Raw genomic sequence first — 12,805 nt, 5'->3', positions numbered from 1 at the left:
TACTCGTGGGCGTGTCCCGAAAGAGCCCCCGGTCTGATTCCGGCTCAGAAATCAGACCGCCTGCTCCTAAAAGGAAACGGCTTACTGGCATGCCTCGCAGTCCGGATTGTCGATGGAGCACACCTGCGGCGCCGGAGCGGCCTGTACCGGGGCGGATTTCTCAGCACCGGTGGCGCCCAACGAGCGCAGGTAATAGGTGGTTTTCAGGCCTCGCTCCCAAGCCAGCTGGTACAACGCATCCAGTTTCTTGCCGTTGGGTTCGGCCATGTACAGGTTCAGGCTCTGGGCCTGATCCAGCCATTTCTGACGGCGGGCGGCGGCTTCCACCAGCCATCGGGCATCGATTTCGAAGGCGGTGGCGTAACGGGCCTTTAGTTCATCCGGGACGCGGTCGATCTGCTGCACGGAGCCATCAAAATACTTGAGGTCGTTGACCATGACCTTGTCCCACAAACCCTCGGCTTTCAGGTCTCGCACCAGGGACGGGTTCACCACCGTGAACTCCCCGGACAGGTTCGATTTCACGAACAGGTTCTGGTAGGCGGGTTCAATGGACTGGGACACTCCGACGATGTTGGAGATGGTGGCCGTGGGCGCGATGGCCATGACGTTACTGTTGCGCATGCCGTACCGGGCGATCAGCTCACGCACGGGCGTCCAGTCCAGCCGGGTGCTGGTATCGAGTTTCAGGTCACTTTCCCGGCGGGCTTCCTTCAGCAGCCGAATGGAGTCGATGGGCAGGATGCCCTGGTGCCAGAGGGAACCCTCATAACTCTCGTAAGCCCCCCGCTCGACCGCCAGGTTGGCCGAAGCGCGGATGGCGAAGTAGCTGAGCTGTTCCATGGCCACATCCGCAAACTCCACCGCTTCACGGCTGCTGTAGGGCAGGCCGAGCATATAGAGCGCATCCTGAAAACCCATCAGGCCGAGGCCGACCGGGCGATGCCTGAGGTTCGAATGGCGCGCCTGGGGTACCGCGTAATAGTTGATGTCGATAACGTTATCGAGCATGCGCACGGCGGTGTTCACGGTGCGCTCCAGTCTCTCCACATCGAGCTCGCCATTGGCGATGTGGGTCGCCAGATTCACCGAGCCGAGGTTGCACACGGCGATCTCCTCGGCACTGGTGTTCAGGGTGATTTCGGTACACAGGTTGGAGCTGTGCACCACGCCCCGGTGCTGCTGGGGCGAGCGCAGGTTGCAGGGGTCCTTGAAGGTGATCCACGGATGGCCGGTTTCAAACAGCACAGTGAGCATCTTGCGCCAAAGCTGCTTGGCCGGAAGTTTCCTGAACAGGGTGATCTCGCCCTGTTCCGCCAGCGCTTCATAGTGCTCGTAACGTTCCCTGAAGTCATTGCCGTAAAGGTCGTGCAAATCCGCTACGTTGCTGGGGGAAAACAGGGTCCACTCCCGGTTCTCACGCATGCGTTCGATGAGCAGATCCGGCACCCAGTTGGCGGTGTTCATGTCATGGGTCCGGCGGCGTTCGTCCCCGGTGTTCTTGCGCAGCTCCAGGAATTCCTCGATATCCAGGTGCCAGCTTTCCAGGTAGGCGCACACCGCTCCCTTGCGCTTGCCACCCTGGTTCACCGCCACGGCGGTATCGTTCACCACCTTTAGAAACGGCACCACGCCCTGGCTCTGGCCGTTGGTGCCCTTGATGTGAGAGCCGAGCGCACGGACCGGCGTCCAGTCGTTGCCCAGGCCACCGGCCCATTTGGAGAGCAGGGCGTTGTCGCGGATGGCCCCATAAATGTCAGAAAGGTCGTCGCCCACGGTGGTCAGGTAGCAGGAAGAGAGCTGGGAGTGGCGGGTGCCACTGTTGAACAGGGTGGGCGTGGATGCCATGTAGTCGAACGACGACAACAGGTTATAGAACTCGATGGCGCGGGCATTCGGGTCATCCTCCCGCAGGGCAAGCCCCATAGCCACCCGCATGAAGAACACCTGGGGCAGCTCCAACCGGGCTTTGTTCCAGTGCAGGAAATAACGATCGTACAGGGTCTGCAGGCCAAGGAACCCGAACTGCAGATCCCGCTCCGATTGCAGGGCCGCGCCCAGACGCTCCAGGTCAAAGGCAGCCAGGGCTTCATCCAGCAACTCGTAACGAATACCCGCTGCGACAAAGGCACTCAGTGCCTGTGGATAAAGTTCTTCCAGCGGCAGGTTCGTGGATAAATTCAGCGCGCGGGCACTTTCCAGCCGTAACTGTTCCAGCAGCAGGCGTGCGGTGACCAAGCTGTAGTCCGGCTCCTGCTCGATGCGGCTGCGGGCGGTCATCACCAGGGCAGAGAGCACGTCTTTCTCGGTGATGCCGTCGTAGAGGTTGGTCAGGGCATCCTCGACCAGTGAACCCCCGTCAATGCCATCCAGACCATGAGCAGCCTTGTCCACCTGTCGTTTCATCAGCCCCAGATCCAGCGGCGCCTTTGTGCCACTCGCCGTTGTGATCGTCAGGTGGGGGTGAGCTTCGACCGGGGCCTCGTGGGCCCGCTGCCGGGCATGCTCTTCCCGGTACAGCACATAGGCGCGGGCGACTTTCTGCTCCTCCGCCCGCATCAGCGCCAGTTCCACCTGATCCTGAATGTCTTCGATGTGGGCCTTGCCACCGGCTTTCAAACGGCGGCCAATGGCCTGGACAACCTGACCGGTAACTCGCTCGACGGCATCGTGAATGCAGGCTGAGCCGGCGGCCTGGTCGCCCTCCACGGCCAGGAAGGCTCTGGTGACGGCGACCGTGATCTTGGCTGGATCAAAGCCAACGAGGGTACCGTTGCGCTTGATGACCTGCAGGGTTTCGGTGTCGGATGAATAGGGCGGCTGGGATTCCGCCAGGGCTGAGCTGGACATGCGTTCACTCCTGAATACGCGTTAGGTTCCTTCACCATCGCGTACGCAGGGGCACACCACGCCGTAAAAACGGCTGGGGATAACCGGGTCTGCTCACCCTGAGTCGCGAAGGTGCAGTTCGTATCCCTGGCAGGTCTTCGGACTCAGGGGCGTGAATCGTTCGATTCGGCCTTGCGTGGCGACTTCCCGGCTTGCGCCAGTGTCTTCATGCCACGCTCGTTCCCCAATACCGCTGCGCGTCAGTTCCGGATTCTCACCGGATTCCCGACACCAAGCCGCTCACAAAACAACATATGGTGTCTAACCAAGGATATAGGCACTATATAGAGGTATTTTGAACGGAGCAACCTAACCCTGAGGCCGGCCTCACTTTTAGTTTCGTGCTTTGGAAGAAAAACGAAAAACCAGATCGAGAGGGTCTGGAGGGTCTTTTCTGAAGGGAAAGTTGTCTGAGCGCAGCGAGTTCCTTTCCCGCAAGAAAAGGCCGTCCAGGCCCTCGCCGCCCCAAACCAATAACGCTAGAAAGCGGTCAGTCCTCCTGCCCCGCCTTGAAAAACACCACCTGCTGAACCGTGTGGTCATCGGTGTTGGTGCGCTTGTTCACCCGGGTTTCCAGCTCCGGCACCTGCGGCTCTTTCTGCTCGGACACCGCATCGGAAAATCCACAGGCCACACACTCGCGCACCTGATTGCCCTCGTCCGTGGTGTGCATCTTGATCTTGTCCATCTCCGCACAGCGGGGACAAACGGCGCCAGCAATAAAGCGCTTGGGACTCGGCATAACTTACTCCGTAATACATTCACCGGCAGTCATTACGACTGCCGGTACACAGGGGATCAGGCGGCCTCGTCCGTGATGCCGGATTGTTTGAGCAGGGCATCCACCTCGGGTTCGCGGCCCCGGAAAGCCTTGAACAACTCCATGGGCTCCTGGGAGCCACCTTTTTCCAGAATGTTCTCCAGGAAGGCCTTGCCGGTGTCCGGATCAAAGATGCCGTTTTCCTCGAACAGGGAGAACGCATCCGCCGCCAGCACTTCCGCCCACTTGTAGCTGTAGTAACCCGCGGCATAGCCACCGGCAAAGATGTGGGAGAAGGCATTGGGGAAGCGGTTGAATTCCGGTGCTTCCACCACAGCGATTTCCTCACGGACCTGACGATGCATATCCAGCGGATTGGTCGGCGCCTGCTCTGTGAATTCCGCGTGCAGGCGGAAATCGAACAGGGAAAACTCCAGCTGACGCACCATGCCCATGCCGGACTGGAAGTTCTTCGCCGCCAGCAATTTCTGCAGCAGATCTTCCGGCAGCGGCTCACCGGTTTCATGGTGCGACGCGATCAGCGCCAGGGATTCCGGGTTCCAGCACCAGTTTTCCAGGAACTGGCTGGGCAGCTCCACCGCGTCCCAGGCCACGCCATTGATGCCAGACACATCCAGCACCTCTACCTGGGTGAGCATATGGTGCAGACCGTGGCCGAACTCGTGGAACAGGGTCGTAACCTCATCGTGGGTCAGCAGGGACGGCTTGCCGTTGACCGGGGGCGTGAAATTACAGGACAGGAAGGCCACCGGCAACTGCAGCGTGCCTTTCTGATTGCGCCAGCGCACCCGGCAGTCGGCCATCCAGGCGCCACCACGCTTGCCTTGACGGGCGAAGAGGTCAAGGTAGAACCAGGCCACCGGCTCACCGTGTTTACTGATGCAGTAGGCGGTTGCGTCCTCATGCCAGGTTTCGACGTCCGGGCGCGCCTCAATCTGAACGCCGAACAGTTTTTCCGCCACACGGAACAGGCCGGGAATCACTTTATCCACAGGGAACCAGGGGCGCAGGGTTTCCGGGGAAATGTCGTACTGTTTCTGGCGGAGCTTCTCGCTGTAGTAGCCCACGTCCCAGGCGTGCAGATCCTCGAGACCGTGTTCCTGCCGGGCAAAGGCTTTCAGTTCGGCGTATTCTTTCTCCGCCACCGGCTTGGCCTTGGCCGCAAGCTGATTCAGGAAGCCAAGCACTTCATCCACGCTGCGGGCCATCTTGGTGGCCAGGGAACGCTCGGCGTAGTTGTCGAAACCCAACAACTGGGCCAGGGCGTGCCGGCGCTTCAGGATTTCCGCCATCACCGGCGTGTTGTCCCAGGTACCGGCATCCGGGCCCTGGTCGGAGGCTCGGGTCACAAAGGCCTCGTAGACTTCACGGCGCAGTTCGCGGTTGTCGCAGTAGGTCATCACCGGGTAGAAGCTGGGGAAGTCCAGGGTAATCACGTAGCCTTCCAGGTCTTTCTGGGCGGCGGCCTGCTTGGCCCCTTCCAGGGCGCTTTCGGGCACGCCCGCCAGTTCGGAGGCGTCGGTGATGTGCTTGTACCAGTGCTGTGTCGCGTCCAGGACGTTGTCACTGAACTTGTTGGACAGTTCCGCCAGTTCCCGGGACAGGTCCGCATAGCGCTTTTTCTTGTCCTCGGGCAGGTCCACACCGCCCAGGTGGAAATCCCGCAGGGTGTTTTCCACCGACTTGCGCTGGGCTTCGCTCAGATCTTTAAAGTCATCGCGCGCCGCCAGTTTTTTATAGGCGTTGCACAGGGCTTCGTTCTGGCTGATCTCGGTGCTGTATTCGGTGAGTTTCTCCAAGCACTTTTTGTACACTGCCCGCAGCTCATCGGTGTTCATCACACCGTTGAGATGGGAAATCACCGACCAGGCGTTGCTGAGTCTATCGTCCAGCGCCTGCATGGGCTGGGCGAGGGTGTCCCAGGAGGGTTCCTCCTGCTCGGCCAGCTGCTGAATCTTCATGCGGTTCTCGCTGAGAATCTGGTCGATGGCCGGCTCCATGTGCTCGGTGCGGACATGGCTGAACTTCGGCAACAGATCATCAGACAGTAACGGGTTGTTCATAGGCCCCCTTCTCAGCAATGTTTGTCTAAGGTAGTTTCAGGCGACTCCGATGGGGTGGGAGCCTCCCGGTAATTCATTCTTCTAACGGGTATATGTAATGACGAATGTACGTTCTCACAAGGGTAACACGCCACAATTCGGCGAACGCGCGTGGATAGATCCCAGTGCAGTGGTGATTGGCGATGTCAAAACCGGCGATGACTGCTCGATCTGGCCGATGACCGTGGTCCGGGGCGATATGCACCGCATCCGTATTGGTGACCGTTGCAGCGTACAGGATGGCTCCGTGCTGCATATTACCCACGCCAGCGACTTCAACCCCGGCGGACACCCGCTCACCATCGGCGATGACGTGACCATCGGCCACAAGGCCCTCCTGCACGGCTGCACCATAGGCAGCCGGGTGCTGGTGGGCATGGGCTGCATCATCATGGACGGCGCGGTGGTTGAGGACGAGGTGATTGTCGCTGCCGGCTGCCTGGTTCCACCGGGCAAGGTACTGAAATCCGGCCATCTGTACGTGGGCTCACCCTGCAAGGAGGCCCGTCCGCTGACCGACAAAGAACGCTCTTTCTTCACCTATACCGCCGCCAATTACGTCAAGCTGAAAGACGAGTACCTGTCAGAGAACGACAACTGACCCAGATCAAAATTTGATCACTCGACTCTTGAAAAGCGATTGGGTGAACCTACATTCCTGAATAGCAGAAGTTCACGGATAACCATCCGGCCCCGGCGCCACCGGTTGGAGCTGTTCCGCGAGCGAAGCTGAGACAACACCGTTCAGATTCGTATTCGTGAAGAGGAGGGTATCCCATGAGCAATGTCGCCCGTTGGAATCCAATCAATGAGTTCGAGGATTTGATGAACCGGTACAACCGGGTCTTCGGACTGTCCCGCTCCGGCGGAGAAAGCAAAGACGTGTTCAGCCGCAGCGACTGGGCACCGGCAGTGGACATCAAGGAAACACCGGAAGCCTTCACCATCGAGGCCGAGCTCCCAGGCATGGATCGCAAGGATGTGAAGGTGACCGTCCACGATGGTGTGCTGAGCATTGAGGGTGAACGCAAGCATGAGGAGGAATCCTCAGACAAGAAGCTGCACCGGGTAGAGCGCTATTACGGCAGCTTCCTGCGGCGCTTTACACTGCCCGACAACGTGGATGAAAACAGTGTGAAGGCGGCCTTCAAGGATGGCCTGCTGACCCTGACCCTGCAGAAAGCGGAGCCAAAGGAACCCAAGGCCATCGAGGTGGATGTGCACTAAAACCGGTGCATGTTAGCCCACCGGGCAGTCGCCAGCGTCAGTGGCTGGCGGCTGCTGCCTGTTTTGCCCCGGCCTTTTTCAGCGCCTCGGCATAGTCCACGCTGCGACGATGCTGGGAAATCAGATCCAGAATGGTTTCACTACGCTCATTGACAGCATTCAGGTTCCGCCCTGCCTCCCGGAAGAACCCAATAAAGCGCTCAAAATCCTCCGCACGCATGGCCTGATAGGCTTTCAGCAGGGCATGGAAATCAGGGTTCAGGGTTTTGTCATAGGGGTCAATGGCGAGAAAGCTTTTGACCCGCTCATCGCTCCATTCCTCACCAATGACCTTGGGTTTGTCTGGTCCACTCATAATCGCTCCCTCATTGCTTTATCGAACAGTCTGGGCGCCACAGTATAAGGCCCTGAAAAATTTAGGGTTATATGAATTCAGCATGAGCGTCTTCGCCCCGGCTATAAGGCCTTGCCGTTTTTGGTCGCTTCCATGTCGTTTCGGTTCCACCTGCCAATCCCAAACACGGTCACATTGATGCTATCAACAACCCACCGAGGAGGGGGAGACAGCCATGGCCGTCAAATTCGAGGAAGCACTGCAGAATTATCCGCAACAGCGAGCCGGCGCCGCAAGGCAACCCGACTCGGTCGACCAGTCTAACCGCAAGGTGCCCATTAACCTGCGCCAGTCCGGCCCGACACCGGTGGAGATGCTGATTTCCACCCGGGTTCGCAAATCACCTTACTGGCACCTGGCTTACGAGGCAGGCTGCTGGCGCGCCACCGTGTACAACCGCATGTACCATCCGCGGGGCTACGTGCGCCCGGAGCAGGGCGGCGCCATGGTGGAGTATGAGTCTCTGGTGAACGACGTCACCATGTGGAATGTCGCCGTTGAGCGCCAGATCCAGGTCAAGGGTCCGGACGCCGAGCGCTTTGTGAACTACGTGATCACCCGGGACGCCACCAAGATCAAGCCCATGCGCGGCAAGTACGTCATCCTGTGCAACGAGGATGGCGGTATTCTCAATGACCCGGTGCTGTTGCGGGTGGCCGAAGATGAGTTCTGGTTCTCCCTGTCCGACAGCGACCTGGAGCTCTGGCTTCGGGGCGTCAACATCGGCATGGGCTTCAACGTCAGCATTGCCGAAATCGACGTTTCTCCGCTGCAGATCCAGGGCCCGAAATCCGAAGCACTGATGGCGGACATGTTCGGCGATGAGGTTCGCGATATTCCCTTCTACGGCCTGATGGAAGGCCAGGTGGCCGGGCACGATGTGATTGTGTCCCAGACCGGCTTCACCGGCGAGAAGGGCTACGAAATCTACCTGAAGGACTCCACCAAGTACGCCGAGGATGTGTGGTACGCCGTGCTGGCAGCCGGCGAGCCCCATAACCTGCGAGTAATCGCCCCGGCCCACCATCGGAGGATTGCCGCCGGCATCCTGTCCTGGGGCCAGGACGTGGACGCGGAGACCCTGCCGTTCCAGTGCAACCTGGCCTATCAGGTACCTAGGAACAAGGAAGCAGATTACATCGGTAAACAACGGCTTGAGAAAGTCCGGGATCAGGTGGAAGCCGGGAAACCGCCGTTCTCCCACCAGATGGTAGGCCTGCGGTTTGGCGGTGGCGAGGTTACCGACTATGCCAATGACTTCTGGCTGATCAGCCCGGAAGGCGGCGGCGACCCAGTGGGTTACGTCACTTCGCCCTGGTACTCACCAGAGCTGGAAACCAATATTGCGCTGGCCTGGGTGCCGTGCGAAAACACCGCCATCGGCACCAAGCTCACCGTGCATCTGCCAGTGGAATATGCCGCCCCGGACGGTTCAACCGCCGTCGAGGCTGAAGTGGTGGAAGTGCCCTTCCGTCCGTCGGTCAATCCCAATGCCCGGGAGCGCGCACGCGCCAAAGGCATCGACTTCGCGGACTGACTTTCAAGGCAGTACGCAGTACAGCAATGGTTAACAGCAGGTGATGCATTATGACGTTCGCCAAACAACTCCACGCGCTGACGCCACCAATGGACCGGGATGAAGCAGTACACCGGCACCTGCTGACGCTGTTGCAATCCGCTTCCATTGAAGCCTCGCCCCGGCAGATCAGCACCACCGAGGATCTGCCGCAACTTCTGCCGCCAGGGACGGCGGTCTACGTCCCCTTCCTGCCGAAGGGGCAGTTCAGCGATACACTGGCCGCCTGCGTTCGTTTACGCGAACTGGGCATGGAGCCGGTGCCGCACCTGCCCGCCCGGATGGTGGAAAGCCGGCGGCAGCTAGAAGACTGGCTCGCCCAGTTGCAGGAAAGCCCGGTGGACCGGTTCCTGCTGATCGCCGGCGACCGGGATCCGGCAGCCGGCCCCTTCCCCGACACTCTGGCCATCCTGGAATCCGGGGTGCTGTCCAGCTTCCGCTTCAAGGGCATTGGCGTGGCGGGCCACCCGGAGGGCCATCCCCGGGCTGACCGGGCTACCCTGATCCGGGCCCTGGACATCAAACAGGAATACGCCCGCAGCACGGGCACCCGCCTGTGGGTGGTCACCCAGTTCGCCTTCCAGCCTGAGATCATCACGGACTGGCTGCAAAGCCTGGGCACCCTGCTGGAACAGGTGCCGGTCTACATCGGGCTGGCCGGCCCCACCCGCCTCAAGACCCTGATGGCCTACGCCGCCCAGTGTGGCCTGGGGGCATCCAGCAAACTGCTTCTCAAGCGCCCGGGCAGCGCCAGGCTGCTGAGGGCCTGGACGCCCGACGACATGATCCGTTCCCTGACAGAGTATTGCGTCGACAACCCCGACACCCTGCTCAAGGGCATACATCTGTTTCCGTTTGGAGGTTTGCGCCAGTCGGCGCAGTGGATTCAAGAGCACAGTCGGTCCCTGGAGGACCAAAGGAGACAGGCCAATGGGCTTCCGGTATAACGAACAGACTTCCGACACACCGGTGCTGGAAAACCTCAACATTGCCCCGAAACCGGACATTGAGATCGCCCGCTCGGTGCAGCCCCAGTCTATTCTGCTTCTGGCCCAGCGCCGGTTCGGCTTGCCCGCCGAGAGCCTGGTACCCTTCGGCCACTACAAGGCGAAGCTGGACATGGCCTACGTGGACACCTCCGAAACGGCGCCCCGGGGTAAGCTGGTACTGGTCACGGCCATGACGCCGACACCCGCAGGTGAGGGCAAAACCACCACCAGCGTAGGCCTGAATGACGGCCTGAACCGGCTTGGGGTAAGTTCCTCCGTGTGCCTGCGGGAGCCCTCCCTGGGTCCCTGCTTTGGCATGAAAGGCGGCGCCGCCGGCGGGGGCCGTTCCCAGGTGATCCCCATGGAGGACATCAACCTGCACTTCAACGGGGACTTCCACGCTATCACCACCGCCCATAACCTGCTGGCGTCGCTGATCGACAACCATATTCACTGGGGTAACGAGGCCGGCCTCGACCCGAGACAGGTCAGCTGGCGGCGGGTGGTGGACCTGACCGATCGCTCACTCCGGAACCTGGTGTGCGGGCTGGGCGGCAAGGCCCACGGTGTTCCCCGGGAAACCGGTTTCGACATCACCGTATCATCCGAGATCATGGCCATTCTGTGTCTGGCCGAAGGACGGCTCGATCTGCGCCGGAGACTGAGCAACATGCTGGTGGGGCGGCGAGCCGACAACACCCCCGTCACCGTGGGAGACCTCGGCATGGAAGGGGCCCTTTCGGTACTGCTGAAAGATGCCCTGCAACCGAATATGGTGCAGAGCCTTGAGCACAACCCGGTGTTTATCCACGGCGGGCCTTTCGCAAACATCGCCCATGGCTGCAATTCAGTGACAGCGACCCGTGCGTCCATGGCCCTGAACGACATTACGGTGACTGAGGCGGGATTCGGAGCGGATCTTGGGGCAGAGAAGTTCATCGACATCAAGTGCCGGCATTCCGGTCTGCAGCCGGATGCGGCGGTACTGGTGTGCACGCTTCGGGCTCTCAAACTGCACGGCGGTGTGCCCCGCAGTCGGATTTCAGATCCCGATACCGGAGCATTACGCATCGGTGCGGCCAATCTGGAGCGGCATATTCAGAATCTGCAGCAATTCGGCCTGAATCCGGTGGTATGCATCAATCGGTTCCCCGGGGATACTTGGGAGGAGCTCGAACTGGTACAGGCCCTCTGCAGGGACCTGGGCGTGAAAGCGGTACCCTCGGAGCACTGGGCCACCGGCAGTGATGGTGCTATCGAGCTGGCGCAGGCGGTGCTGGACGAGCTGGACGAGGGCAAGCCCGAAATCCGTTTCCTGTACGACGACAGCCTGCCCCTGGCAGAAAAGATCGAAACCATTGCCACCCGTATCTACCACGCCAGCCATGTGGAATTTACCGCCACTGCAAGACAGCAGCTAAGGGAGTATGAAGCCCTGGGGTACGGCTACCTGCCCGTCTGCATCGCAAAAACCCAGTACAGCTTTTCCGTCGATCCCTCGCTGATGGGCGCACCCTCGGGACACACCCTGCCGGTGAGGGAAGTACGACTGGCGGCCGGCGCCGGGTTCGTGGTTGCGGTGTGTGGGGAAATCATGACCATGCCCGGCCTGCCACGGCGACCGGCAGCACTCGATATCGGACTGGATGAAAATGGCCTGGTCGTGGGGTTAACCTGATTCGTTGGGCTGCCTGATCGTTCCGTATGTGGGCTCGGTACTGGCGCGGCGAAGCGCCTCCCCCGATGATGACAGTATCGGCTTGGGTTCCGCAGGCTCTGCGGGGTCCGAGTCGGTACCCCAGGCTTCCAGCCGTTCCTGCCGGGGCGCCCGCCCCATGATCTTGCGATAGCAACGACTGAAATGGGTAGCCGAGACAAAGCCACATACCGATGCGATTTCCACAATGGAGCAGGAGGTCTGTTTCAATAAACGGCGCGCCCGGTTCAGGCGCACACGAAGGTAATATCGAGACGGCGTGCAGCCCAGGTGTTTGAGGAACAGCCGTTCAAGCTGTCTTCTTGACGTTCCCGCCAGGACTGCCAGTTCGCCCAGCTCGATGGGCTCCTCGATGTTCGCCTCCATCAGTTGTGCCACTTCCGCCAGCCGGGGCTGAAGTTTGGCCAGACGTGGCAGCATGGGAATCGGTTGGGGCTCGGTCTCCTCACGCACCCGGTCGCACACAAACATCTGGGACACTGCGTTGGTCAGCTCGGCGCCATGACGGCGGGCCAGGAAGCTCAGCATCATGTGCATGGGCACCGTCCCACCGGTGCAGGTCATCCGTGTTTTCTGCAGGGTAAACAGGTGATTGTTGGTCTGCACCCGGGGAAAGTCCTCCTGAATGGCTTCCAGGCATTCCCAGTGGGCACTGCAGGCGTGGCCATCCAGCAGGCCGGCGCTCGCCAGAATGTAGGCTCCGGTACACACCGCCCCCAGCAACACGTTCCGACGAGCCTGCTGCTTGAGCCAGCGCACTTCGACATTGGAGAAACTGTGGGTGACATCCACCCCGCCAACCACAATCACCAGGTCGAAGCGGTCCTCTTCCCCGAGACCGGCATCCGGCATGACCACCATGCCGTCACTGGCACGGACGGCCGTTCCGCCAGCGGTCAGTAACGACCAGGAATAAAGCTCGATACCGGCCATCTGGTTGGCCATCCGAAGGGGTTCCACAGCAGTCGCCAGAGCAATAAGGGTGAAGTTATCGACCAGCAGGAAGCCGACCCGATAGGGCGCATGGGAGGGCTGGGATCTGCGAGGGTCCGGGTCGACGGACATGTTGCAACCTCCTCAAGTTGGAGGGTCTTTAGGCAGCCTGTACGCGAACGCGCAACAGACCACCT

Annotated in this window: 10 protein-coding genes and 1 riboswitch; of the genes, 5 read left to right on the top strand and 5 right to left on the bottom strand. The window is 60.5% G+C overall.

Going from position 1 to position 12,805, the window contains the following annotated elements; translation table 11 throughout:
- Positions 1 to 81: 81 nt before the first annotated feature.
- From K8I84_RS12510 to prlC, 3 genes are all read right to left on the bottom strand, one after another.
- The gene (locus K8I84_RS12510; RefSeq protein WP_223795110.1) at positions 82 to 2,850 is read right to left on the bottom strand and encodes a ribonucleoside-diphosphate reductase subunit alpha; all 2,769 of its coding nucleotides are present in this window, start codon (positions 2,848 to 2,850) and stop codon (positions 82 to 84) included.
- Positions 2,851 to 2,960: 110 nt separating this feature from the next.
- Positions 2,961 to 3,174: riboswitch (cobalamin riboswitch) on the bottom strand.
- 205 nt (positions 3,175 to 3,379) lie between these two features.
- Positions 3,380 to 3,631, bottom strand: a complete 252-nt coding sequence (locus tag K8I84_RS12505) for a YheV family putative zinc ribbon protein (RefSeq protein ID WP_223795109.1) — start codon at positions 3,629 to 3,631, stop codon at positions 3,380 to 3,382.
- 56 nt (positions 3,632 to 3,687) lie between these two features.
- Positions 3,688 to 5,733 carry an oligopeptidase A gene (gene prlC / locus K8I84_RS12500; RefSeq protein ID WP_223795108.1) on the bottom strand — a complete coding sequence of 682 codons (2,046 nt, stop codon included), beginning with the start codon at positions 5,731 to 5,733 and terminating at the stop codon, positions 3,688 to 3,690.
- 97 nt (positions 5,734 to 5,830) lie between these two features.
- Here prlC and K8I84_RS12495 point away from each other — a divergent pair, with 97 nt between their 5' ends.
- Together K8I84_RS12495 and K8I84_RS12490 are read left to right on the top strand one after the other, a co-directional pair.
- Positions 5,831 to 6,373, top strand: coding sequence for a gamma carbonic anhydrase family protein (locus K8I84_RS12495; RefSeq protein WP_223795107.1), 543 nt, complete (start codon positions 5,831 to 5,833; stop codon positions 6,371 to 6,373).
- A gap of 176 nt (positions 6,374 to 6,549) precedes the next feature.
- The gene (locus tag K8I84_RS12490) at positions 6,550 to 6,999 is read left to right on the top strand and encodes an Hsp20/alpha crystallin family protein (protein ID WP_223795106.1); all 450 of its coding nucleotides are present in this window, start codon (positions 6,550 to 6,552) and stop codon (positions 6,997 to 6,999) included.
- A 37-nt stretch (positions 7,000 to 7,036) separates the two neighbouring features.
- Here the strand turns inward: K8I84_RS12490 and K8I84_RS12485 are convergent, their stop codons facing one another.
- The gene (locus tag K8I84_RS12485; protein ID WP_223795105.1) at positions 7,037 to 7,354 is read right to left on the bottom strand and encodes a PA4642 family protein; all 318 of its coding nucleotides are present in this window, start codon (positions 7,352 to 7,354) and stop codon (positions 7,037 to 7,039) included.
- 214 nt (positions 7,355 to 7,568) lie between these two features.
- On the opposite strand from K8I84_RS12485, the gene K8I84_RS12480 reads away from it, so the two are divergent.
- Genes K8I84_RS12480 through K8I84_RS12470 form a run of 3 tightly spaced genes read left to right on the top strand, consistent with a single transcriptional unit; the run spans position 7,569 to position 11,636 of the window.
- Entirely contained in the window at positions 7,569 to 8,930 is a 1,362-nt protein-coding gene (locus K8I84_RS12480) for a glycine cleavage T C-terminal barrel domain-containing protein (RefSeq protein WP_223795104.1), read from the top strand.
- A 50-nt stretch (positions 8,931 to 8,980) separates the two neighbouring features.
- A complete protein-coding gene (locus K8I84_RS12475) occupies positions 8,981 to 9,916 on the top strand; it encodes a methylenetetrahydrofolate reductase (protein WP_223795103.1) in 936 nt (311 codons plus the stop codon).
- On the top strand, positions 9,900 to 11,636 hold the full coding sequence (locus K8I84_RS12470; RefSeq protein WP_223795102.1) for a formate--tetrahydrofolate ligase: 1,737 nt from the start codon (positions 9,900 to 9,902) through the stop codon (positions 11,634 to 11,636). Before K8I84_RS12475 ends, K8I84_RS12470 begins: the two co-directional genes overlap by 17 nt.
- Here the strand turns inward: K8I84_RS12470 and K8I84_RS12465 are convergent.
- Positions 11,628 to 12,740: a GlxA family transcriptional regulator gene (locus tag K8I84_RS12465; RefSeq protein WP_223795101.1), complete on the bottom strand. Its 1,113-nt coding sequence runs from the start codon at positions 12,738 to 12,740 to the stop codon at positions 11,628 to 11,630. The genes K8I84_RS12470 and K8I84_RS12465 overlap by 9 nt on opposite strands.
- Positions 12,741 to 12,805: the final 65 nt, after the last annotated feature.

Source organism: Marinobacter sp. F4216 (genome assembly GCF_019931195.1).
In the GTDB taxonomy this organism is placed as follows: domain Bacteria; phylum Pseudomonadota; class Gammaproteobacteria; order Pseudomonadales; family Oleiphilaceae; genus Marinobacter; species Marinobacter suaedae.
The sequence above is the reverse complement of the archived record's forward strand: the minus strand, read 5'-3'. Positions and strand labels throughout refer to the sequence as shown.

What these genes read in the sequence shown, in the direction of transcription:
- K8I84_RS12490 (WP_223795106.1), top strand. Translation starts at nt 6,550, where the DNA reads ATGAGCAATGTCGCCCGTTGGAATCCAATCAATGAGTTCGAGGATTTG.
- K8I84_RS12475 (WP_223795103.1), top strand. Translation starts at nt 8,981, where the DNA reads ATGACGTTCGCCAAACAACTCCACGCGCTGACGCCACCAATGGACCGG.
- prlC (WP_223795108.1), bottom strand. Translation starts at nt 5,733, where the DNA reads ATGAACAACCCGTTACTGTCTGATGATCTGTTGCCGAAGTTCAGCCAT.
- K8I84_RS12485 (WP_223795105.1), bottom strand. Translation starts at nt 7,354, where the DNA reads ATGAGTGGACCAGACAAACCCAAGGTCATTGGTGAGGAATGGAGCGAT.
- K8I84_RS12480 (WP_223795104.1), top strand. Translation starts at nt 7,569, where the DNA reads ATGGCCGTCAAATTCGAGGAAGCACTGCAGAATTATCCGCAACAGCGA.
- K8I84_RS12505 (WP_223795109.1), bottom strand. Translation starts at nt 3,631, where the DNA reads ATGCCGAGTCCCAAGCGCTTTATTGCTGGCGCCGTTTGTCCCCGCTGT.
- K8I84_RS12510 (WP_223795110.1), bottom strand. Translation starts at nt 2,850, where the DNA reads ATGTCCAGCTCAGCCCTGGCGGAATCCCAGCCGCCCTATTCATCCGAC.
- K8I84_RS12495 (WP_223795107.1), top strand. Translation starts at nt 5,831, where the DNA reads ATGACGAATGTACGTTCTCACAAGGGTAACACGCCACAATTCGGCGAA.
- K8I84_RS12465 (WP_223795101.1), bottom strand. Translation starts at nt 12,740, where the DNA reads ATGTCCGTCGACCCGGACCCTCGCAGATCCCAGCCCTCCCATGCGCCC.
- K8I84_RS12470 (WP_223795102.1), top strand. Translation starts at nt 9,900, where the DNA reads ATGGGCTTCCGGTATAACGAACAGACTTCCGACACACCGGTGCTGGAA.